16 protein-coding genes and 1 pseudogene are annotated in these 23,112 nt (G+C 45.3%); 9 read left to right on the top strand and 8 right to left on the bottom strand.

From position 1 onward, the window contains the following. Window positions 1-35: 35 nt before the first annotated feature. Window positions 36-434, bottom strand: a pseudogene (arfB, locus tag ABIE50_RS04880) (alternative ribosome rescue aminoacyl-tRNA hydrolase ArfB); the annotation flags it as partial. 208 nt (window positions 435-642) lie between these two features. Then, entirely contained in the window at window positions 643-1,101 is a 459-nt protein-coding gene (locus tag ABIE50_RS04885) for a hypothetical protein (RefSeq protein ID WP_209855299.1), read from the bottom strand. A gap of 99 nt (window positions 1,102-1,200) precedes the next feature. Between ABIE50_RS04885 and dtd the strand changes: the two genes are divergently transcribed. The 4 genes from dtd to ABIE50_RS04905 all read left to right on the top strand — a co-directional run bounded on the left by dtd (window position 1,201) and on the right by ABIE50_RS04905 (window position 4,500). Then, window positions 1,201-1,653 carry a D-aminoacyl-tRNA deacylase gene (gene dtd / locus ABIE50_RS04890; RefSeq protein ID WP_209855297.1) on the top strand — a complete coding sequence of 151 codons (453 nt, stop codon included), beginning with the start codon at window positions 1,201-1,203 and terminating at the stop codon, window positions 1,651-1,653. A gap of 37 nt (window positions 1,654-1,690) precedes the next feature. Next, window positions 1,691-2,020, top strand: a complete 330-nt coding sequence (locus tag ABIE50_RS04895) for a nucleotide pyrophosphohydrolase (RefSeq protein WP_142684199.1) — start codon at window positions 1,691-1,693, stop codon at window positions 2,018-2,020. Window positions 2,021-2,061: 41 nt separating this feature from the next. Further along, complete coding sequence (locus ABIE50_RS04900; protein WP_209855283.1) at window positions 2,062-3,003, top strand: YihY/virulence factor BrkB family protein; 942 nt, start codon at window positions 2,062-2,064, stop codon at window positions 3,001-3,003. Between the two features lie 69 nt (window positions 3,004-3,072). Continuing rightward, window positions 3,073-4,500: a glycine--tRNA ligase gene (locus ABIE50_RS04905; RefSeq protein ID WP_209855281.1), complete on the top strand. Its 1,428-nt coding sequence runs from the start codon at window positions 3,073-3,075 to the stop codon at window positions 4,498-4,500. Between the two features lie 101 nt (window positions 4,501-4,601). Here the strand turns inward: ABIE50_RS04905 and ABIE50_RS04910 are convergent, their stop codons facing one another. Continuing rightward, on the bottom strand, window positions 4,602-5,321 hold the full coding sequence (locus ABIE50_RS04910; RefSeq protein ID WP_209855279.1) for a ferredoxin--NADP reductase: 720 nt from the start codon (window positions 5,319-5,321) through the stop codon (window positions 4,602-4,604). 166 nt (window positions 5,322-5,487) lie between these two features. Between ABIE50_RS04910 and mfd the strand changes: the two genes are divergently transcribed. Together mfd and ABIE50_RS04920 are read left to right on the top strand one after the other, a co-directional pair. Further along, complete coding sequence (gene mfd / locus ABIE50_RS04915; protein ID WP_209855277.1) at window positions 5,488-8,859, top strand: transcription-repair coupling factor; 3,372 nt, start codon at window positions 5,488-5,490, stop codon at window positions 8,857-8,859. Window positions 8,860-9,048: 189 nt separating this feature from the next. Continuing rightward, the gene (locus tag ABIE50_RS04920; RefSeq protein ID WP_209855275.1) at window positions 9,049-9,756 is read left to right on the top strand and encodes an SIMPL domain-containing protein; all 708 of its coding nucleotides are present in this window, start codon (window positions 9,049-9,051) and stop codon (window positions 9,754-9,756) included. A gap of 81 nt (window positions 9,757-9,837) precedes the next feature. Here the strand turns inward: ABIE50_RS04920 and ABIE50_RS04925 are convergent, their stop codons facing one another. Together ABIE50_RS04925 and ABIE50_RS04930 are read right to left on the bottom strand one after the other, a co-directional pair. Then, the gene (locus tag ABIE50_RS04925) at window positions 9,838-13,062 is read right to left on the bottom strand and encodes a TonB-dependent receptor (protein ID WP_209855267.1); all 3,225 of its coding nucleotides are present in this window, start codon (window positions 13,060-13,062) and stop codon (window positions 9,838-9,840) included. Window positions 13,063-13,374: 312 nt separating this feature from the next. Then, a complete protein-coding gene (locus ABIE50_RS04930; protein ID WP_209855266.1) occupies window positions 13,375-13,833 on the bottom strand; it encodes a hypothetical protein in 459 nt (152 codons plus the stop codon). Window positions 13,834-14,176: 343 nt separating this feature from the next. Between ABIE50_RS04930 and ABIE50_RS04935 the strand changes: the two genes are divergently transcribed. Together ABIE50_RS04935 and ABIE50_RS04940 are read left to right on the top strand one after the other, a co-directional pair. Continuing rightward, window positions 14,177-15,505 carry an AAA family ATPase gene (locus tag ABIE50_RS04935; RefSeq protein WP_209855265.1) on the top strand — a complete coding sequence of 443 codons (1,329 nt, stop codon included), beginning with the start codon at window positions 14,177-14,179 and terminating at the stop codon, window positions 15,503-15,505. 5 nt (window positions 15,506-15,510) lie between these two features. Beyond that, complete coding sequence (locus ABIE50_RS04940) at window positions 15,511-16,731, top strand: tetratricopeptide repeat protein (protein WP_142684191.1); 1,221 nt, start codon at window positions 15,511-15,513, stop codon at window positions 16,729-16,731. Between the two features lie 70 nt (window positions 16,732-16,801). On the opposite strand, the gene gyrB is transcribed toward ABIE50_RS04940, so the two are convergent. Continuing rightward, window positions 16,802-18,784 carry a DNA topoisomerase (ATP-hydrolyzing) subunit B gene (gyrB, locus tag ABIE50_RS04945; protein WP_209855264.1) on the bottom strand — a complete coding sequence of 661 codons (1,983 nt, stop codon included), beginning with the start codon at window positions 18,782-18,784 and terminating at the stop codon, window positions 16,802-16,804. 123 nt (window positions 18,785-18,907) lie between these two features. Beyond that, entirely contained in the window at window positions 18,908-20,587 is a 1,680-nt protein-coding gene (locus ABIE50_RS04950) for an AsmA family protein (protein WP_209855263.1), read from the bottom strand. 158 nt (window positions 20,588-20,745) lie between these two features. Between ABIE50_RS04950 and ABIE50_RS04955 the strand changes: the two genes are divergently transcribed. Next, window positions 20,746-21,669: a helix-turn-helix domain-containing protein gene (locus tag ABIE50_RS04955; protein ID WP_142684188.1), complete on the top strand. Its 924-nt coding sequence runs from the start codon at window positions 20,746-20,748 to the stop codon at window positions 21,667-21,669. An 865-nt stretch (window positions 21,670-22,534) separates the two neighbouring features. On the opposite strand, the gene ABIE50_RS04960 is transcribed toward ABIE50_RS04955, so the two are convergent. After that, window positions 22,535-22,999: a PepSY-like domain-containing protein gene (locus ABIE50_RS04960; protein WP_142684186.1), complete on the bottom strand. Its 465-nt coding sequence runs from the start codon at window positions 22,997-22,999 to the stop codon at window positions 22,535-22,537. Between the last annotated feature and the right edge of the window lie 113 nt (window positions 23,000-23,112).

The following is a 23,112-nucleotide window of genomic DNA, read 5'->3' on the forward strand; positions in this document are numbered from 1 at the left end:
CAGCATGTAACAGCTGTAGCGTAGCTTTCGACGTGCTATTCAAATCCTCCCCTTCTTTGCTGCTTCTTATCGGAGTGTCTTTTTTTAGATTCCATCCTTTTCTCCCGGGCTGCTTTGGAGGGCCGGGTGGGCACTCTCTTCTTACGGGGAATGAGGGCTTTGCTGATCAGCTCATTCATTTTGGAGATCACTTCCTGCTTGTTGCCAAGCTGGGTGCGCTCTGTCTGGGATTTTACCTGGAGCAGACCGTCTGCATTAATGCGGTTCGACAACTTCTCCATCAGCATTGTTTTTTGCTCCTGGGTCAACAGGACAGAAGCCATTACATCAAAGTAGCCTTCCACCATGGTTTCCACCTTATTCACATTTTGCCCGCCGCTGCCGCCGCTACGGGCAGTACGGAATGTGATTTCAGGGGTCACATCGATATTCATTTTAATTTAATTTTTAATATAAAAGATGTCTTAGGAAGGGCAAGTTATTAAAACTACAGGGAATAGCCCTTTTTTACTGCCAGGCAGCGGCTTCCTGCATCCATGCTGGTTGCCATGAGAGGACTTATGGCAACTTAATATCACGGAAATAGCAGGTTCTTTACAGTTGGTATCTATACCGGTTACCAGAGGTAACCTAAGGCAATTATTATAAATTATACGGGATAAGATAAATATTGTTGCTGTCTTTCGGTACAGCAACAGGGTTATCGTTTAACTGCAAACTATATATTTCAGTACCACAGCAGCCAACTGATCTTGTCAGAAAATTTAGTTTATCAAGGGTTGCTTTATCAGGCCGGCCCACCCGTAAAGATTGAGGCCCCAGTACAGAAAAGTATAACAGCGCTGTATTATTGGGGGTATCTATCACCTGCTTTACCTGTATGGTAGTGTCCTTCATCTGGATTTTGATACTGTCAGGCAGTATACGTGCATAAGGACCATAAACAAGATCACGCCCGGTTCCCGGTTCAACCAACCTGAACTTACAGATCGGCGCCATATAGTCGCATATAATACCATCGCAGGGATTTTTTTCGGATGAAACTTCGCAGGAAGCGAACAAGAGCAAACCGGCCATTAAAAGGGAATAAATACGAACCATAGTGTGCAGTGATTTTGGTGCTCGTTAAACGTTATCAACCCCCGATATGTTACAGATACAAACGATTTGCCTTAATTTTCCGGCGTTAAACGAAAACCCATGAGAGCAGTCATACAACGTGTAAGTTCGGCGTCAGTTACAGTAGACGGAGCTGTAACAGGGGAAATCCAGCAGGGCCTGCTGGTATTGCTGGGCATAGAAGATATTGATACAGAAGAAGACATCCGCTGGCTGAGCGCTAAAATAGTGAACCTCCGGATCTTTAATGACGACGGGGGAGTAATGAACCTGTCTGTTAAAGATGTTCATGGCGATATTTTACTGGTAAGCCAGTTTACCCTGCACGCCTCTACGAAAAAGGGCAACCGTCCTTCGTATATACGTGCCAGTAAGCCCGATGTGGCCATTCCCCTGTATGAAAAAATGATCGTGCAGCTGGAGCAGGATATGGGTACTACTATCCAGCGGGGAATTTTTGGCGCTGATATGAAAGTGTTGTTGTTAAACGATGGGCCGGTTACAATTATCATCGACTCACATAACCGGGAATAAGATCAATCTGTTATCTTTAATAAATAAAAATTAATCCATGACCATTCAGGAAGCCCAGGAAAAAATTGATAACTGGATCAATACTACCGGTGTACGCTATTTCAGTGAGCTTACCAATATGGCTATCCTCACGGAAGAAGTGGGAGAAGTGGCCCGCATCATGGCCCGCAAGTATGGCGACCAGTCATCAAAAGAAAGCGATAATAAAAAGCTGCTGGCAGATGAACTGGCAGATGTGATGTGGGTGTTGCTTTGTATCGCCAATCAAACCGGTATTGATATGACGGTGGCCCTGGAAAAGAATTTTGAAAAGAAGAATATCCGTGATGCACAAAGGCATCATAATAACCCTAAATTGAAATCATAACAGCCTGCATACTTTTTGTTTGCTGTTATTAAAATGCTGCTATGAAAAAAACGAGCAAGCTGAAGGTCTTCTGGCAGGTGCTGAAGCAATCCGGTAGCGATTTTATTGACGATAAAGTAATGAAGCTCAGCGCCGCACTGGCCTACTATACCATATTCTCCGTAGCCCCCATGCTGATCATTATTATCTTCCTGTGCGACCTGTTCCTGGGGAGAGACGCCATAGAAGGGAATATTTATGGCCAGATCAGGGGAATGGTAGGTAATGACGCCGCCATTCAGATCCAGGCCATGATTAAAAACGCTTCCCTCTCCGGCGATATGAGCTGGGCTACCATGGTGGGGTTTATTACCTTGATCATAGGGGCCACGGGGGTGTTCGCGGAAATACAGGACTCTATTAATTTTATCTGGCGACTTAAATCAAAACCCAAAAAGAACGGCCTGCTGCGCATGATACTGAACAGGTTGTTGTCTTTCTCGCTGGTGGTGAGCCTGGGGTTCATTTTGCTGGTATCATTGGCTATTAACGGGTTGGTGGAATTATTTTCCTCCCTGGTGATAAGCCTGCTTCCCGGCAGGATTACATCGGGTATTCTTTTCTCCCTGGCCGATTTTGTAGTGCCCTTCCTGGTGATCTCCACCTTATTTGCCATCATTTTTAAGGTGCTGCCGGATGCCAGGATCAAATGGAAAGACGTAAGGGTGGGTGCTGTAGCCACTGCCATCCTTTTTATGATCGGCAAGTTTGCCATTGGTTACTATCTCGGCGCCAGCAGGGTAAGCTCCACTTATGGTGCCGCCGGCTCTATTGTTATTATACTGCTATGGGTATACTATTCAGCGGCGATCCTGTATTTCGGGGCTGTATTTACCCGTAACTATGTGCAGTATTTCGGCGAACAGATTTATCCCAACGATTACGCCGTTTGGATCAAACAAATTGAAGTTCCACACGAGCCGGAACCTGTTCAGGAAGGGTAGTCACAGTATTATAAATTATTTTATAATCGCATACGTATTTTCAAAATAGGCCTTTATCTTTGCGCCACTATGTCTACAGATCAGAATAAATTCCAGGCGATCATATCGCATTGTAAAGAATATGGTTTTGTTTTTCAGTCCAGCGAAATTTATGATGGGCTCAGCGCCGTATACGACTACGGTCAGTATGGCTCAGAACTGAAGAAGAACATTAAGGATTATTGGTGGAAAAGCATGACCCAGCTGCACGAAAATATTGTTGGGATCGATGCAGCCATTTTCATGCATCCTACTACCTGGAAAGCATCCGGACACGTGGATAATTTCAGCGACCCGATGATCGATAACAAGGATAGTAATAAACGCTACCGGGTTGATCACCTGATTGAAGGTTTTGCAGAAACATTACCACAGGAAGCCGCCAATGCCCTCCTGGCACAGATGGATGAGCTGCTGAAGGAAAACGACTTCGCAGGACTCAAAACACTGATAGAAAGCAACAAAATAAAATGTTCCATAAGCGGTACTTCCAACTGGACCGATGTGCGTCAGTTTAACCTGATGTTCTCCACCCAGTTGGGTAGCGTTACCGATGAAGCCAGCGAAATTTACCTGCGCCCCGAAACGGCACAGGGTATTTTTGTTAACTTCCTGAACGTGCAGAAAACGGGCAGGATGAAAGTACCGTTTGGTATCGCTCAAATCGGTAAGGCCTTCAGGAACGAGATTGTGGCCCGGCAGTTTATTTTCCGTATGCGCGAGTTTGAGCAGATGGAAATGCAGTTCTTTGTTCGCCCCGGCACACAGCAGGAATGGTATGAGAAATGGAAGGAAGAGCGTATGCAGTGGCACCTGAGCCTCGGCACCGATCCTGCGAAATACCAGTTTAAAAACCACATCAAATTAGCGCACTACGCAGATGCCGCAGTGGATATTGAATATGAATTTCCGTTCGGGTTCAAGGAAGTGGAAGGTATCCATTCCCGTACTGATTTTGACCTGAAACAACACCAGGAATACAGCAAGAAAAAAATCCAGTATTTCGATACAGAGATCAACCAGAACTATGTTCCTTACGTGATAGAAACGTCTATCGGCCTGGATCGTATGTTCCTGCTGACGATCTGTAACGCCTATGCGGAAGAAGACCTTAGCACGGAAGATAAACAGGATAGCCGCGTAGTGCTGAAATTCCCACCCAAGCTTGCACCTATTAAGCTGGCAGTATTCCCATTAACCAAGAAAGATGGTTTACCGGAGACGGCAAAATTGCTTATCAACGAATGTAAACAGCATTTTCATTGCTATTACGAAGAAAAAGACAGCATCGGTAAACGTTACCGCCGTCAGGATGCCATTGGTACACCATTCTGTGTTACCATTGATCATCAGACCAAAGAAGATGGCACTGTTACCATCCGTCACCGTGATAGCATGGAGCAGGAACGTATCCCGCTGAGTGAAGTGAAAGCGCTGGTATTAAGCAAGATTCTCTAATTACTTTTCAGGGCTGCAGCCGTTATATGTAGTATAAGCATTTCTATATGCCTTACGAACTACTTATAACTGTTGCAGTTCTTTTTATTTCCCCGGATACATTACCCGTACAATTCCTGGTGTATATCATGCCGGTCGTATCCCATTGCCTGGATCCGCTGTTTGGCCTCATCGATCATAGCTTTCCAGCCGCAAAGAAAGAAATTGGCCGGGCGTTTCTCCTGCAGCAGCTCCTCGTAAACATTGTGTACATAGCCCTTTCTGCCGCTCCAGTTTTCCTCTCTCGATAAAGTAGGTATGTAATTGAAATTTGGCAGGGAGGCGGCCAGTTGCTGCATCTCGGCGGCATACAACAGATCATGCTGGTAACGGACCCCAAAGATCAGGTGAATTGGGGCATGCGGAACATCATGCAGGTGAATATAATTAGCCATAGAACGGAACGGCGCAATGCCGGTACCCGTGCAGATCAGGAACAATTCCTTGTCTAACTGTTCCGGCAGCACGAAAACGCCCTGCGGCCCGCGCAGCAGCAGTTCGCTGCCTTCTTTTATTTCGTTGAACAGGTAAGTGCTTCCCAATCCCCCTTCCAGTAAAACAATCACCAGCTCAATCACATTGGTGCCATCCGGATGGGACGCAATGGAATAGCTACGCCAGCGTTTGTTTTTTTTCTCGTGGATGGGAAGGTCCAGGGTTACGAATTGTCCCGGTTTGAAATCAAACCGTTCCATGTCCGGTACCTGTATCCAAAAACGGCGCGTGTTGTGGGTTTCGTCCACCAACCTGGTTACGATTCCGGTATGCCATAGGTCCAGCATGGAAGTTGAGTTTGGTCTTATTGAATATAGTGAAAATTTGTCATTCTGCTATAGGGATATTTTCTTATTTATTTTATTTATTATGAAAAAAGGGGAAGGGAATTCTATAAATATCTTCCCTTATCAAATCTCAAAACCGGTAAATCTTCGTACCTTTGCATTCTTCATGAATTTACAGGCTGTATTACAATTATTTCAACGTGATCCGCGCCTGCAGTCGCTGGTGAAGGGGATTCAATTACCCACCCCACAATACTTTCAGCTTTCCTCCATTAGTGGAAGTGCAATAAATTTTGTGGCAGTGAGCACCTGGGCGCATGCAGATGCGAACCATCTTTTTATCTTAAACGATAAAGAGGAGGCAGCCTATTTCCATAACGACCTGGAACAACTCAGCCAGGCACTGGATATTTTCTATTTCCCCGATTCATTTAAGAAAGCCGGCCAGTTTCATGAGATCAACAGCAGCCACAGCATGCTGCGTACGGAAGCGCTCATGAAATTTTCCGGAAACAGCGTACGGAAAAAAATACTGGTCACCTACCCCGAAGCCCTCTGGGAAAAGGTGGCGGGCAACCAGGCTTTCAGCGCCAATATGGTACAGCTGAAAGTGGGCGATATACTGAAAGTGGATCCGCTGCTGGAACAACTCATCGGCTGGGGTTTTCATGCTACCGATTTTGTGTATGAGCCCGGCCAGTACGCCGTAAGGGGAGGTATCCTGGATATCTATTCTTTTGGTAACGAGAAACCTTATCGTATTGAATTATTCGGGGAAGATATAGATTCCATCCGCCTGTTTGATCCTGAATCGCAGCTCAGCGAACGGAAGCTCACACAAGTGACCCTCATCGCCAACATGGACACCCATGCGGCAGACCATACCAAAACTCCCCTCACCGAGTTCCTCCCGGCCAATACCGTAGTATGGATGAAAGATCCTGCCTATGTAAAAGGCGTGATTGAGCAAATGGAACAACGGCTGGACGATTTCCTGCAAACCGGTCAGAAAGTGAAGGTAGATGAAGATGAAGAAATGGCGCTGAAGGAAGAAGACTTTGTAAAGGCCGCCCCCTTACTGGAACAACTGCTGCAAAAGCCGACCATTGTTTTTGGTAACAAAGACTGGCTTACAGACAACGGTTACCAGCCGCAATTCATCGCTTTCGATACACAGGAACAACCCGTATTTAACCGGCAGTTTGATCTGCTGATCAAAGATCTCGGCAAACATAACAGCAATAAATATTCCCTCTTTATATTCTCAGACAATCCGCGTCAGCTGGAACGTTTGCGCAGTATATTCGAGGACCTCAAAGCAGATTTTGTATTCTTTCCCATCCCCGTTGCTATCAGCAGCGGGTTCATTGATCACTCGCTGAAACTGGCCTGTTATACCGATCACCAGATCTTCCAGCGCTTCCACAAATACAAGGTAAAACAAGCCTACAACAAGAATAAGGCGATTACCATGAAAACCCTGAGGGAGCTGCAGGCAGGCGATTTTGTAACACATATCGATCATGGAGTGGGAATGTACAGCGGCCTGCAGAAAATTGAGGTAGGTGGAAAAATGCAGGAGGCCATCCGTATTATTTACAAGAACAACGACCTGTTGTATGTAAATATCAATTCACTGCATAAGATCAGTAAATATACCGGCAAAGAAGGCGTAGAACCTAAAGTGAATAAACTGGGCAGCGATGCCTGGGATAAGCTGAAAGAGAAAGCCAAAACGCAGGTAAAGGATATTGCCAAAGACCTGATCCGGCTGTATGCTGTACGTAAGGCCCAGCAAGGCTTCGCGCATACCCCGGATACCTACCTGCAAACAGAACTGGAAGCATCTTTCATTTATGAAGATACGCCGGATCAGAGTAAAGCCACCGCCGATGTGAAACGCGATATGGAATCGCCTGCACCGATGGACAGGCTGGTATGCGGAGACGTAGGCTTTGGCAAAACAGAAGTGGCCATCCGGGCAGCATTTAAATCTATTGTAGATGGTAAACAGGCTGCCGTACTGGTACCAACTACCATCCTGGCATTCCAGCACTATAAAACATTTGCCGACCGCCTGAAAGATTTTCCCTGCACCGTCGATTATCTCAACAGGTTCAAATCTTCCAAAGAAAAAAAGGAAACGCTTAAACGCCTCGAAGAAGGAAAAATAGATATCATTATAGGCACGCACGCCTTATTGGGAAAGGAAGTGAAGTTTAAAGACCTCGGTGTGCTGGTAGTAGATGAAGAACAAAAGTTCGGTGTTTCTGCCAAAGAAAAACTGAAACAGATAAAGCATAACGTAGATACCCTTACACTAACGGCAACGCCTATACCGCGTACGCTCCAGTTTTCATTAATGGGTGCGCGCGATCTTTCTGTTATCAATACCCCTCCGCCTAACCGCCAGGCGATTGAAACGGAAGTACAGGTGTTTAACCAGGACCTGATCCGTGAAGCCATTTACTATGAAGCGGAAAGAGGCGGACAGGTATACTTTATCCATAACAGGGTAAAAGGCCTGAAAGAAATGGCTGGCCTGATCCAGGGGCTCTGCCCCGACCTGTCTGTTGCCACAGCACACGGACAACTGGAAGGACATCAGCTGGAAGAGGTGATCCTGGATTTTATTGACCGCAAGTACGATGTGCTGGTATGTACCAACATCGTGGAAAGCGGTGTGGATATTCCCAACGCCAATACTATCATCATTAATAACGCCCATCATTTCGGGCTCAGCGATCTGCACCAGCTGCGTGGCCGCGTAGGACGCAGTAATAAAAAAGCATTCTGCTATCTGCTGGCGCCGCCTATGAGCACATTGCCATCCGATAGCCGTAAACGCCTGCAAACACTGGAACAGCATAGTGAACTGGGTAGCGGTTTCCAGATTGCCATGCGTGATCTCGATATCCGTGGCGCCGGTAATCTGCTGGGTGGAGAACAAAGCGGTTTTATGGCGGAAATAGGCTTCGACATGTACCAGAAGATCCTGGACGAAGCCATCCGCGAACTGAAACAAAATGAATTCCGCGATCTGTTCAAAGATCAGCTGGAAGAGAAGAAGGATTTTGTGAGCGACTGTACTATTGATACAGACCTCGAAATACTTATCCCCGATACTTATATTGAAAGCATCCAGGAAAGACTGAACCTTTACCAGGAGCTGGATAATATCACAGAAGAAGGCAAATTACAGGCTTTCGCCAATGATATGATAGATCGCTTTGGTCCTATGCCTGAGCCGGTGAAAGACCTGCTTACAGCTATCCGCTGCCGCTGGATGGCCATACAACTCGGCTTCGAAAAAATGATGCTGAAAGAAGAGAACCTGCGCTGCTATTTTATCAATAATCCCGACTCTCCTTATTTCGAATCTCCTACGTTCAATCACATATTAACGTATATACAAACCCGTACCAACAACGCCAAACTGAAACAGGTAGGTAAAAACTTTATGCTGGTAGCCTCCCGCATCCGTCATATGAACGACCTGTACGACTTCCTGAAAGCCATGACGGATAGCCGGAAATAATTTCCCCCTGTAACATAATTCCTTTGTAATCGTTTCATAGCTAATATGAAATGTATAATTCTATTTCTGTAACTATTGCATTAACAAAATTTTATAATTCCCCTTTTGTGGAAACGCTTTTTAACTCAGCATCATGAGGGCGTAAACAACAACAAAAACAATTTTTTTAACAATAGAAAACTTCGACACATGAAAAAGGTAATGTTATTAGCAGCAGGATTATTTTTTGCACTGGCTACTTTTGCACAGCAGACAGATAAGCAACCCCCGGTAAAAAAGATTGAGGTAAATGGTTCCGCAGAAATGGAAATCACACCGGACGAAATTTATTTCAACATCTCTTTAAGGGAATACCTGAAAGGAAAAAACAAAGTAGAGATCAGTACGCTGGAAAAGCAGCTGCAGAAAGCCGTAGCCGACGCCGGGATTCCGAAGGCAGATTTTACCATAGAAAATGTATATGGTAACAATTTTGAAATTATTAAGAAGAAAAAAGATCCGCTGGAATTTATGGCGCGTAAACAATACCGTCTTAAATTAAGCAAGCTGGATAAAATCAATGAAATCCTTGGAGCAGTAGATGCAGAAGGTATTGAAAGCGCCAGGATCGCTTCTTATTCTTCCAGCAAAATGGAAGCATACCGTAAGGAAGTAAAAATTAAAGCCTTACAGGCAGCGAAAGAAAAAGCAGAATATATGCTCGCTGCTATCGGTAATAAAACAGATGGCGTAATAGAGATCCAGGAAATGAATACAGATAACTATGCGGATGCCCGCCCTATGATGGTGAACTATATGGCGAAATCTGCAGAAGGCGCTGCGGATGCATCTTCCGATATTGATTTCAAAACTATTAAGATCCGTGCAGAAGTAAGAGCAGTATTTGCTATTAAATAATTACACCGGAGATGTAATAACAAAAAAAAGCGGTTGTTCCATTGGAACAACCGCTTTTATATTTTATAACGACAAGCTGAATTAGAAGCTGTATCTCAGGCCCAGCTGCATCTGGTGACGGGATGCAAAGAAATCCTTTGAGTAGGGAGCGCCCGGAGTGCTGAAGGTATAAGTTGGATAATTATTAACCACTTTACCGGTTGGAGACAAACCAACACTTGCCATTGAGTTAAAGGTGTTAGGCGTGAAGTACTGAATACCCCAGTCTTTGTTCAGCAGGTTGGTAACATTCACGATATCATAAGTTAACGTGATGGTATGTACTTTTTTACCAGCCTGGAAATTGAAGTCCTGTGCGAAACGGAAGTCGGCCTGTGTGTTCCATGGAGTACGGCCACCGTTACGTTCAGTGAACTGGCCTTTACGGCCGCTCAGGTAGCTGTTGCTATTCACATAGTTCATGAAATCCGCAGCCTGTTGGGCAGCTGTTTGTCCGCCGGCTTTATCAGTAAAGAAGTTGGTAGCTTCAGCCACATCTTTCGGGATGTAGGTAAGGCTTACCTGCTGAGGTGTTCCGTTGATAGTAGCGTTTACTAAACCATAAGAGAACGGTGTTCCGGAAGAAGTATTGAAGAAGGCAGAGAAGTTGGAAACCCATTTGCCTTTGGTGCCCCAATCCTGTTTGTAAGCAACAGTAGCCACGATGCGGTTACGGATATCGAAGTTAGAGTAAGCCAGTCCCGGGCTGTTTGGATTCAGCGCCTGGTTCAGCTGCCAGTTCGATTCCATGGAGTTGCGGATACCATTGGTGATATCTTTTGCCTGTCCATAAGTGTAGGCCACCATGAAGTTCAGGCCAAATGGGAATGTTTTGGATACCTGGCCGGTGATGCTGTAACGGTAACCTTTATCGGTATTGGATAACAGGTAAGCGTTAGTATATAAAGGATTGATCTTGGAACCGGAGAAGATCGGCTGTTGCTTGTTTACATCGTATGCAAAGTAAGTAGGATTATCTGCCAGGTTTACCTGCTGGAACATCAGGTCCTTAATTACTTTAGTGTAGATACCTTCTATAGAGAACTTCCACTGGTCGTGAGTAGTATAATCCAGTGCGAGGCTGCTTCTCCATACCTGTGGCATTTTGAAGTTATTGTCGATCATATCCACCTGGGTAGCGCCGGCGGCATTTTTTACATCTACGCCGTTCTGTGCCGCAAAGTCGGCGATACCATTAGGTGATGGTTTCGCAGCAGGCAGTGGTGCATTAACAAATGGTTTGGAGTTTCTCTGATCATAAGCGCCATAAGTAACACCATTATTATAGTAAGCATAACCGATCCATGCAAAAGGAATACGGCCGGTGAATAAGCCGGATCCGCCACGCAATACGAGGCTGTTATCGCCTTTAATATCGTAGTTAAAGCCTAAGCGCGGAGAGATCTGTACATTATTCAGGAAGTCGTTTTTGATATCCTTTGGTTTGGTATAAGTATAGGTGGTACCGTAGTTAGGATCTTCCGGAGATTTGATGGTTTTATCGCTCAACGGCTGTTTGTTGGGAATGCCGGTGTAATCCAGACGGATACCAGGTGTAATCCTGAAACGGTCTGTCAGCTGGATCTCATCCTGTCCGTAAACGCTCAGCAGGTTTGCTTTGAACTGGGCAGGAGGATTAGCCATGATATAGTCACGGGAATTGTTGGTGTAGTTATAGTTACCACGTACACGTGCCGGGTTATTATTCAGGAAATCTTCAATGCTGTTATAATCCAGGCGTCCATTCCAGGAGTTTACAAAACCATAGGTGATGTTGTAGAACTCATTGTGTGTACCCAGGGTGATGGTATGATTTCCTTTGAACAGAGTTACGTTGTCAGTTACTTCAAATGTTTTTTGCTTCATGTTGAAGATACTGGCTTCACGGTCGGTACCCAGGAAGATGGTAGAACCAGGTGTTCTTCCTTTGATCTGGATCTGCGGTGTTGCAGGATCAGACAGGGGATCCCTGTAATCGTGTACATTGGAATAACCGAGGATCAGGCTGTTGGACAAAGTACTGTTAAAATTACTTTTCAGTTCAAGTACAGTAGATGTCTGGTTATTTACCTGTTTGAAGTCGATGCCTTTGAAACGGAAATTTTGCTGATCGCGTTCCAGGTTGGTGGCTTCAGAAGTAATAGTGTTATTACGGATGGCTAGCTGGTGTTTCTCATTGATGTGCCAGTCGATCCTGTTAAAGAACTTATTGGAGTTGGAATAGATACTGGTGTTACCGGCAGTGCCTGGATCTACGCCATATGTTTTCATCAGTGCGGTGATATCAGCAGCGTCTTTTTCTGTTAAGATACCGCCGCCATCAGCAGAACCTGCGCCGAGGATCACGGGATCCACGCGGCGGGTAATTTCTTCGTTGGTAAAGAAGAATAATTTGTTTTTGATGATAGGGAAACCAAGGCGTACACCGGTTTGGTATTCATGAAAATCGCTGGGAAGTTTGGAACCATCGCCGGCATTGTTTTTACCCACCATGGAAGCGTTACGGCCAAATCCGTAGATGGAGCCGTGTACTTCGTTGGTACCGCTGCGGGTTACCGCGTTTACGCTACCACCCAGGAAGTTACCCACTTTTACGTCGAATGGAGCCAGTAATACCTGTATGTCCTGGATCGCATCTACTGATACGGGGTTGGTACGGGTGCTGCTTCCTGGCTGGCCGCTGGTGTTGCTCTGGCCGCCCAGTGAAGGACTGAAGCCAATAGCATCGTTGTTGATGGCGCCATCTACTGTTACGTTATTATAACGGTAGTTGGTACCCAGGAAGGAGTTGTTGTTGCTCTGCGGAGTTACTTTAGTGAGGTCCTGCAGGCTGCGGCTTAGTGTAGGAAGCGCTTTTATCTGCTCCTGTCCTACCCGGGTGCCTGATTTGCCTGCACCGGCGTTACCGGTTACCACTACTTCGCTCAGTGCGGTTGATTCTTCCTGTAATTTAAAGTTGAAACTGGTGGTTCCCAGTCCGAGGTTAACATCTGATTTTACTTCTTTCTTATATCCAATGAATGAAACAGTAATGGTGTAAGGACCGCCTGGATTGAGGTTGGGAAGGATATAGCGGCCGTCTGTGTTGGTTTGTACACCGGATTTGGCACCGGTGCTGTTATTTACTATCACTACGGTAACACCTGGAATGGCTTGGCCACCCGGATCGGATACCTTACCCGATATTACAGAAGTGGTTACCTGCGCATGCGCATTGTAGCACAGAATTACAAGAAAGCTAGCTAGTAGCGTAAAAAATGATTTCATAAACTGTTTTGTAAGTATTTACAGGTGCAAAGGAAACAGTCTGATGCAACCAGAATGTTAACAGATTATTACGGAATTGTTAAGAAGTGCATAAAACGTCCGGGAAACCTGCTTTTGATGGCTTATTTGCGTTTAAATACTATCAGAAACACGGTTTGTATATGACCTTAATGTTAACAGTGCGGGAAAATGAGGTAGGAATTATTTGTTAACCCAGGGTAAACAACAAACAATATAATATAACCTTAACGTACCTACGAAAAATAGCCCCGCCTTTAAAGGCAGGGCATGCAGGAAGTTCATCAAATGTGTTTAATAAATTACGACTTTAAAAGTCCCGTCCGTTAGAGGTTTTTCTGTTTCACCACTTATTAATACACCGGAGAAAGTACCCTCCGCGTGTTTACTATTAATGCCTGTTATAATTACTTTGATGTTTTTGCCCAGATAACCGGGTTCCTTTTCCTGGATGTTCATCAGCGACATTTCCACATCTTCAGTATAAGTGCCGGCTTTCAGTGAATCAGGAAAAGTGATCATCAGTTCCATATGATGCCCGAAGTTGTTGGTAACGCCATCCAGTACCAGCGTTTTCCTGCCGGCATATACGGTGTCGGTAACATAGGCCTCAGTGGCGTTTGACTGGTATTGAACGCCATCCAGTTTAAAGGAGAAGATACTGGATGGTGTGATCACGGTTTTTTTATCACAGGAACAGAAAACCGTTCCTATAACAGCAATAACGGCTACCATGAAGAGTTTCATTCTCATAACACTATAATTTAGGTATGCCGCTCTACAGGAATGAAACCAGTGCCGGCTGCTTTGTGCGCCGCCGGCCTTAGTCAGTTTAGCATAGGATACTGGTTAGATTCTGTTGGCATAGGGATAATATGGATGCAATATATATAAATATTTATTAATTAAATAAAATATATATGGATATAGGGTTAATTTATTGTTTCTTCATACATGCAATCACTTACAGGGTTTTAACGGAGCCGGACTTGTGTATTTTTGCAGATACCCGGAAGTTCAGGCACAATTAACACTTTTTTTGCGGCCGAATTGCGTATTATTACGGGGTTACTGAATAATTAAACAGAAGCACATTATGTCATCGGAAGTAATAAAGCAATTACAGGAGGCGGTGCAGTTTTCACCGGAGAATGTGCCTTTACGTATGCACCTGGCGCAGGTACTGCTACAGGATTATGAGTATACTGCCGCAGAAGAACAATACAGGAAAGTACTGGAGTTGTCGTCATCCAATACTGCAGCGCAGCTTGGTTTGGCGCGCACTTTTTACCATCAGCATAAATATTCCGCAGCCATTGTGGTACTTGAGCAGCTGGAGAGCCGTGAACCGGATCATTTTGATGCCCTGCTGCTGCATTGCCGTATCCTGGTAAAGGAGCAATCCATGCCGGCTGCAAAAGAAATATACCAGCATTTACTGCAAATTAACCCGGGCTTCCGCGACGAGGCGCTGGACGGGCTTTTCAGGGTGGCTCAGCAACCATCCCCTTCCTTCAACGGGGAAGATGAGGACGAGGAAGAAGGCGAGAGCTTATTCATGCTCGAGAAACCGGAAATCAATTTTTCAGATGTAGGTGGTATGGAAAGGGAAAAGCAGGAAATAGATCTGAAGATCATCAAGCCCCTGCAGTTTCCTGATCTCTATAAAGCTTATGGGAAAAAAGCCGGTGGCGGTATTTTATTATATGGCCCTCCGGGATGTGGTAAAACATATCTTGCAAAAGCTACGGCCGGGCAAATTCAGGCAGAATTTATCAACGTAGGTATTCATGATGTGCTGGATATGTGGGTGGGCACCAGCGAGAAAAACCTCCACAGCCTGTTTGAGCTGGCACGTCAGAGTAAACCCTGTGTGCTGTTTTTTGATGAGGTAGATGCTTTAGGCGCTAACCGTTCCGCACTCCGGCAGTCGGGCGCAACGCATATTATTAACCAGTTCCTGGCCGAAATGGATGGCATTGCCGCCAGCAATGAGAACATTCTTATTATTGGCGCTACTAATGCTCCCTGGAGCCTGGACCCGGCATTCCGCCGCCCCGGCCGTTTCGACCGGATCATTTTCGTAGCACCACCGGAAACAGAAGGCAGGGAAGAGATCCTGAAACTGCAGTTACGTAATAAACCCGTGAGCGATATTAATTACAATGCACTTGCAAAGGCCACCCCGGGCTATTCCGGCGCCGACCTGAAAGCGATTGTGGATATTGCTACAGAAGAAAAACTGCTGGAAGCCCTGCAAAAGGGAGTGCCACAGCCTATTACACAGAAAGAATTATTAAAAGCCGCTAAAACACATAAACCCACCACAAGGGAATGGTTTAATACTGCCCGTAACTATGCGCTGTATTCAAATGAAACCGGTCTTTATGATGATGTTTTGAAATACCTGGATATTAAGAAATAACGATTATGGCTGTATTAATTCAGCGCGCCCAGATTCTTGTACAACAAGGCCGCTTTGAAGATGCCTTCGCCGCATTGCGTCAGCACCTGAGTACTAATGCCCACGATACCGACGGATTGTACCTGCTGGCAATTTGCTACATGGAAACAGGCAATACCGCAGAAGCCTCACAGATAGCCGGCAATACCCTCAGCTTTGCGCCATACGACGATCGTTTCCTGTACCTGCTGGCCAGGATCGCTTTTGCAAAGAACCAGTTTAATGAAGCCATCAGAACCATCAGCAATGCAGTGGCAATAAACCCTTACCGGGTAAATTATTTTGCCATGTGGAGCCAGATCCTGCTGTCGAAGAAAGAATACGAAGCGGCCCTTCACAAGGCGGAAGAAGGACTGGCCATTGAGCCGGAAGATGAGGCTTGTCTTAATCTCCGCTCCCATGCCCTGTTTCGGCTGGGTAAGAAAGAGGAAGCCTTTTCCAATTTACATGAGGCATTGGAGCATAATCCTGAAAATGCATACACACATGCCAACCTCGGGCAGAAGTGGCTGGAAGCCGGTGATCACCGGAAATCGCTGGAGCATTTCAGGGAGTCTCTGAAACTGGACCCTACCAATGAATGGGCGAGGCAAGGCATGGTACAAGCCATGAAAGCCAGGTACTGGCTGTACCGGCAATTCCTGAACTACGCTTTTTTCATGGCGCGGCAAAAAGCGCGCACACAGTGGATCATTATCATTGCCATTTTTATACTTACACAAATTGCCAGCCAGGTGTTTTTCCCGGTGTATGTGCTGCTGGCATTCCTGGCGCTTTCCACCTGGCTGATTACGCCTGTGAGTAATCTCTTTCTTCGCCTGAACCCATACGGCAGGTATGCGCTCAGCAAAGAACAGACACAGGTATCCAATGTAGTGGGTATATTGTTATGCGTATCGCTGGCGGCCGGTGTGGCGTTCCTGTTCACCCACCTGCAGGGGTTACTGGCGCTGTGTCTTTGCAGCGGTATTATGTTGCTGCCGGCTGCAGGGTTTTATATACCCGAAAGTAAAAGAAACCGCCGGATCATTACCTGGTATACAGCCACACTGGCGCTTTTGGGCGTGCTGGGTGTTGTGCTGGCATTCGTTATAAACGATGCCTTTAATATAGTAGTTACAGCTATGCTGATCGGTGTATTCCTGTACCAGGTGCTGGCGAATTATATTCTTACAAGAGAAGGATAGTTATAAAGAAAGAATCCTGCCGTTTCAGCGGCAGGGATTCTTTCTTTATAACTTAAACGTATCTACGTAATTAAGCGTCAATTTTCGCATATTTCGCATGTGATTCGATGAATGCCCTGCGTGGAGGAACTTCATCGCCCATGAGCATACTGAATACGCGGTCTGCTTCTGCGGCACTTTCAATAGTTACCTGTTTCAGCGTACGTTGTTCAGGGTTCATGGTAGTATCCCACAGCTGTTCTGCGTTCATCTCACCCAAACCTTTATAACGCTGAATGGTCACACTGTCTTCCTTACCACCTGCGGCAAGCCTTATAGTAGCTTCCTTACGCTGTTCTTCTGTCCAGGCGTAGGTTTGCTCTTTACCTTTCTTTACAAGATAAAGTGGTGGCTGGGCAATGTATACATAACCCTGTTCTACCATTGCTTTCATATAACGGAACACAAAGGTGAGGATCAGGGTGGCAATGTGGCTACCATCCACATCGGCATCCGTCATGATGATGAGCTTGTGGTAGCGTAATTTGGAAAGGTTCAGTGCCTTATCATCCTCTTCTGTACCAATGGTTACCCCCAGTGCAGTGAAAATGTTTTTGATCTCATTGTCTTCGTAAATTTTGTGCTCCATGGCTTTCTCCACATTAAGGATTTTACCCCTCAGCGGCAGGATGGCCTGGAAGTTACGGTTACGGCCCTGTTTGGCAGTACCACCCGCGGAATCTCCTTCCACAAGGTACAGTTCACATTTAGCAGGATCGTTGTCGGAGCAATCGGCCAGTTTACCGGGTAAACCGCTACCGGTCATCACGCTTTTGCGCTGTACCAGCTGGCGGGCTTTACGGGCGGCTTCACGGGCCTGTGCGGCAAGTACTACCTTATTGATTACCGTTTTAGCTTCGCGCGGATTCTCTTCCAGGAAAGCATCCAGTACAGCAGCTACGGAACTGTCCACCACACCCATTACATCGGAGTTACCAAGTTTGGTTTTGGTTTGTCCTTCAAACTGCGGCTCAGGTACTTTCACGCTGATAATAGCGCTCAGGCCTTCACGGAAGTCATCTCCGGTAACTTCTACCTTCGATTTCTCGAACATTTTATTTTTATCACCATAAGATTTAAATACACGGGTAATAGCGCGGCGGAAACCAGCTACGTGCGTACCTCCTTCAATGGTGTTGATATTATTTACATAAGAGAAGATGTTTTCGCTGAAGGCATCATTATAAACCAGCGCTACTTCAACGGCAACATTGGATGCCGCATCATGTGCTTCCACATAAATAGGAGCCGGTAACAGCGGGTTGCGGCGGCCACTTTTATCCAGCATCTGGATAAACTCGCGGATACCGCCTTCACTGTAGAAAGTTTCAGAGAAGAAATTGCCTTCTTCATCCTTTTCACGCTCATCTGTTAACGTGATTTTGATCTTACGGTTCAGGTAGGATAATTCACGTAAACGACCTGCCAGTATTTCGCGGTTGTAGGTAGTTTCCTTGAAAATTTCACCATCCGGTTTGAAATGTACGGTGGTACCGGTGACTTCACTGCTGCCTATTTCACGAACAGCATATTGTGGTACACCACGATGGTATTCCTGCTCGAATAATTTGCCTTCACGTTCTACTGTTACATATAATCTGTCACTCAGGGCGTTCACGCAGCTTACACCCACACCATGCAAACCGCCGGACACCTTGTAGGTGTTCTTATCAAATTTACCACCGGCGTGGAGTACGGTCATAACAACTTCCAGTGCAGAACGACCTTCTTTAGGGATGATACCGGTAGGGATACCACGGCCATCATCCTTTACCCGGATAGAGTTATCTTCCAGGATAGTAACTTCGATGTTTTTGCAGTACCCGGCGAGGGCTTCATCTATAGAGTTATCTACCACCTCATAAACAAGGTGGTGGAGACCCTTGATGCCAATATCGCCGATATACATGGCCGGACGCTTCCTAACGGCTTCCAGTCCTTCCAATACTTGTATACTCCCTGCATCATATCCGTTGCTGCTGGGGCTGGGTGCTTGCACTAATTCTTCGCTCATATGTTGGTGTAAAATCTATTAGAAATAAAATCGGTAGACAATCATGCAAAAATACGAAAAATAAGCCTTATTTCCACAAAAGAAGGGCTGTTTTTATGCAGGGAGGACCCATCATTTTTCCACTTAGAGATTTCCGGCGCCAGCAATGTCTTTTACGCCTGTAAACAAAGTTTTCCACACCAGGTTAAAAAAGGATTTCTGGATGTCGCGGGTATAAGTAACATTGGCGGTCCGGGCATTTTCTCCTTTTTCAGGGTTTTCGGATTTGATTACCAATGCGTTGGCCACCAGGCTGATAAGCCCTTTCCTTTTAAATCCTTTATGATCTGCATTTTGCTTCAAAACGGCAATTTTAAGATTTTGGTACAACAGCTTTACAAAGGCACTGGCCCGCCGTTCATCTCCTTTAATATTAAAGGTGAGATCCCGGATATCGCAGGATTTGATCTCAATTTTACCCATCGGCTGGGTCACAACATTCAGATCTTTGCCATTCATGTTATTCAGCCTGCCGGAAACGCCAAACCTGCCGTTCTTATCATTTAACAGGAAATCGAATCGGGCGGTGAGCTTGCCGCTTTTCAGAAATACCGCATCAAAGTCTGCAATAAGATGATTGTTTTTAGCCACCAGGCTGTCGATATTCGTGATATTCCGGAACCGGCCATGTATATGGCTGAAGTTAATGTACCCGGTTTGTTCCGTTACCGGGCTTAGTTCTGTATACTGTAAGTTGATATTATTGCCGGTAAGGGTATCGATATAAACAGGGACTTTAAGTTTGGCCAGCAACTGATGGGGATATTGTCCCAGCTTATTGCCGGGTGGCATTGGCAGCATACGGTTCCTGTAGATGTCCAGTTTACCGCTTTTAATATTTACCCGCTCGGCCCAGACCTGTTGCTCCTGTAAAAGCAGCCGGGGATTGAGATTGTGCATGCTGATATCATTGAACACCACTTCAAACCGGTCTTGCTGTACGCCCGTCTTTTTCTGGAAGGCGGCCCTGTCGTACCGCGGCTGCAGTTCAAACTGGCCTATATGGAGAGTGCGTAAAGCAGCATCATAGCGGATCCCGCGAACATACATCCAGTAAAGGCTATCCCTTGTTCTGTTCATATAATCTTTCATCCCGATCTCATAGTTGCGGGCATATAAAAAGCGGGTGGGATCATTCAGGGCCACTGAGTCGATCAGGAAATCATTGATCCGGATCCGCAGGTTGTGGAATTGATGAATAACACGGGACGAATCTTTCCGGGTAAAGATATACTTGAAGTTGGTGCTGTCCAGTACCAGCTTGCCTATGAAGATGGATTTCATTTTGGCAGAAATGTTCTGGTAAGCCGTTCTTGGGGCGCTGGTATCTTTTACAGTGGCATTTTGCTCCATAATTACACTGGGACCGCTTACTGTAAGCACCCCCGCGCTGAGGTCCTTCCCAAAAAAATAGCGCCAGGGCTTAAAATATTTGAGCTCCAGCCGGTCTACGCTGATGGTGTATATATCGGCGGGCGCTTTCTGTTGGGCCAGCAGGCGCTGATATACCAGGGAATCGGCCGTCATACTGGCTTTATCTATAGTGATGCTGCCCGATAGCACGTCGAGATGAAGATCTTTGAACTTCACGGTATAAAGACTGTCGGACAAATCACTCACATAGCCCTGCAGCTCCCGCTTCAGCAGGTTATTCCAATGTTGGTTAAGATACCAGCCGGTGGCCAGTATCAACAAGATAAGTATACCGGCAACTGCAAGTATGATTTTGACCAGTCTGCGGATATTAAAGCCATTTTTTGCCATCAGTAAAGCCTAAACGAAATTTATACCAATTACTTCAACGGTTTGAACCCGGAAATAGAGGCAGGGTTTGTAAGTGTATTGTCAAAACATATTTGTTTAAAAAACGAATCCCTAAATTTGTGACTTCTATAACAGCTCGGCGTTAAAAAACAGATAAAGTGAAAGAAATACAGGAAATATTGTCTTTGGCCATTCCGCAACCCGCGATGAGCGATCAGTTAAGGCTGGCGGAGCAGGATAGTGTGTCAGTGCCAGACTGTCTCGATTTTACATTACAACGTTTTACATATGACAAGCCATTACCCGTTGAAGACGTGGCAATGGTTATTTACCAGCCAGCCAAAAGAGGGCAATCGGCTGCTATTGAGCTCCGTTATTGTGTGGCCGGCAGTAAATATTGTAAAAACCCTTCCTGTACAGACCAGCTTTGTGCTGAAGGTAAAAAGGAAGCCTGCAATGACAGGGTACCATCGGTAGACCTGATCACCGTTAGGTTCCAGCCAGCGTTTATACAATCCCTGCAAAAAGGTACCACAACATTCTCTTTATTTGAGAACCAGTCCCGCAAGCCGTTTGTGAAAACCATTCAGCCGTGTACGAAGTCTAAATCCGTACTGGAAACAATGGTGCACCACGACTATGAGGGCATCCTGAAAAATATATTCCTGCAAAGCCGTGCACTGGACCTGTTATTATACAGTTCCGACCAGTTTATGCAGAATGACACCGATGAACGCTATGGTTGCCGCTTCCTCACTCACCTGGAAGACCGCGAAAAAATAGAAAATGCCCGTAGCATCCTGCTGGAACAACTGGATTCGCCGATCACCATCAGGGACCTGGCCCGCCGCGTAGCCATGAATGAGTGTTACCTGAAGAAAGGCTTCAAAGCCATGTATGGTACCACTATTTATGACTATTTCCAGAAAGAGAGAATGGAAAAGGCTAAAGGCCTGCTCTATGAAAAAGGTATGTCTGTATCAGAAGTTGCCATGCTGATGGGATACTCCTGTATCTCCCATTTCTCTACAGCCTTTAAAAAGCATACAGGGCTGAAGCCTTGTGAACTGCTGCTGCGTTAAAAACGGCTACTCCACTTTTATTTTCCTGATCTTTCCCTGTAGGGCGAATATTGCTGTGTTAGGAATAACAAAGCAATATTTATATGATTTTCATTTGTTTAAGGCTTAGCCACCACAAAGAAGCCGGCCTTATTTTCCCTTTTCGATCATTTGTTTTCCCGAATTGAAAAACAGAAAATAAAATATAGGTGTTTCTTTGTAACACGATAGGCAAATATCCATTTGCGTTTCCTATAAGCTTCCTTATCAGATTTGACCATGGAAGAAACTTAGCTGGCAAAAGTAAGTAAAGCCATAAATCATACTTGCATTAATATCAAACACCATTGAAGTGCAATATGTCAGAGAAGTTTCTACCAGATTTTATAAAGTCGTCCGCTTCTGCGGGCGACTTTTTGTTTTGGGAAAACGCTGCTACCAGACTAAGCCCAGGTGTATCTGTATTACACCGGTAAACAAAACAGCGATAAGCTGTGGATAAGCCAAGCTTATTAGGTATGGGGTATCTCTGGCTTATATATGGCTTATATATGGGGGAGTTATGGGGGAAACAGGGAGTAGCTATGCTTTGTCCATGCTTTAGGCTGTCCCCCGGCACAGAAAATAATTAGCGTTAAAGCCGGAATTTTTTAACAGGAGCTTACAGCCGCAATCTATAATATTATTTGTTTGGTTTCACTGCCTTCTTTGTTGATGTTTGGATGGCTTGTGGAATTTGCGGATTCTACCGTTGGAAAAAGTTCCCATATTGTGAAATGGGGAACTGGTAAAATAAAATGTAAGGAGTTCTAACAAATGAAAAACCCCGCCCAAAAGAGCAGGGTCTGTCCTATTTATCCCTATACCTATGAAATACGTGTTTGTGTTATTCAGTGATAGTACCAGCTTCATTCAGCAACACTGCCTTGTCTGTACCATTATCCTGAATATTGATTTTGTAGTATGCAGCTACATCTGATCTCTCAATTTTCCAGCCATCTTTTATGGTTGCCGCCGGATATTTTGTTTTCAGTGTACCAGCCACTGATTCCGGGAGGTTTTGAGCATCATATGCGCTTCTTGTGGCAATCCATTTGCCGTCTGCATCATACTCTGCAATAGTGTTTATATTGTCTTTTTGGAAACTTGCTGTCCAATGTCCTGCACTTGTCTTTGTCCACTTAGCAGCTGCTGTTCCCGCAAAATTCTGATCAAAAGAACTTTTAACTGCCTCAGGTGCTTGCACCGCCTTGGCAACTATTTTTGTTTTTTTAACTGATTTTTTTTGCTGTGCAAAAGTTATGCCGGAAGTGAATAGAACCGCGCAAAATATTAACGTCAACTTTTTCATATTCGATATGGTTTTTTCCGTTGGGTTAAAATTAACTACTAGGTTTTTCTAATCTTCCTGGCAAGTTAGCTAAAACAATGCCAAAAACGCTGTTTATGTACTCTTTATTGCAA

This window comes from Chitinophaga sp. OAE865, assembly GCF_040546735.1.
In the GTDB taxonomy this organism is placed as follows: domain Bacteria; phylum Bacteroidota; class Bacteroidia; order Chitinophagales; family Chitinophagaceae; genus Chitinophaga; species Chitinophaga polysaccharea_A.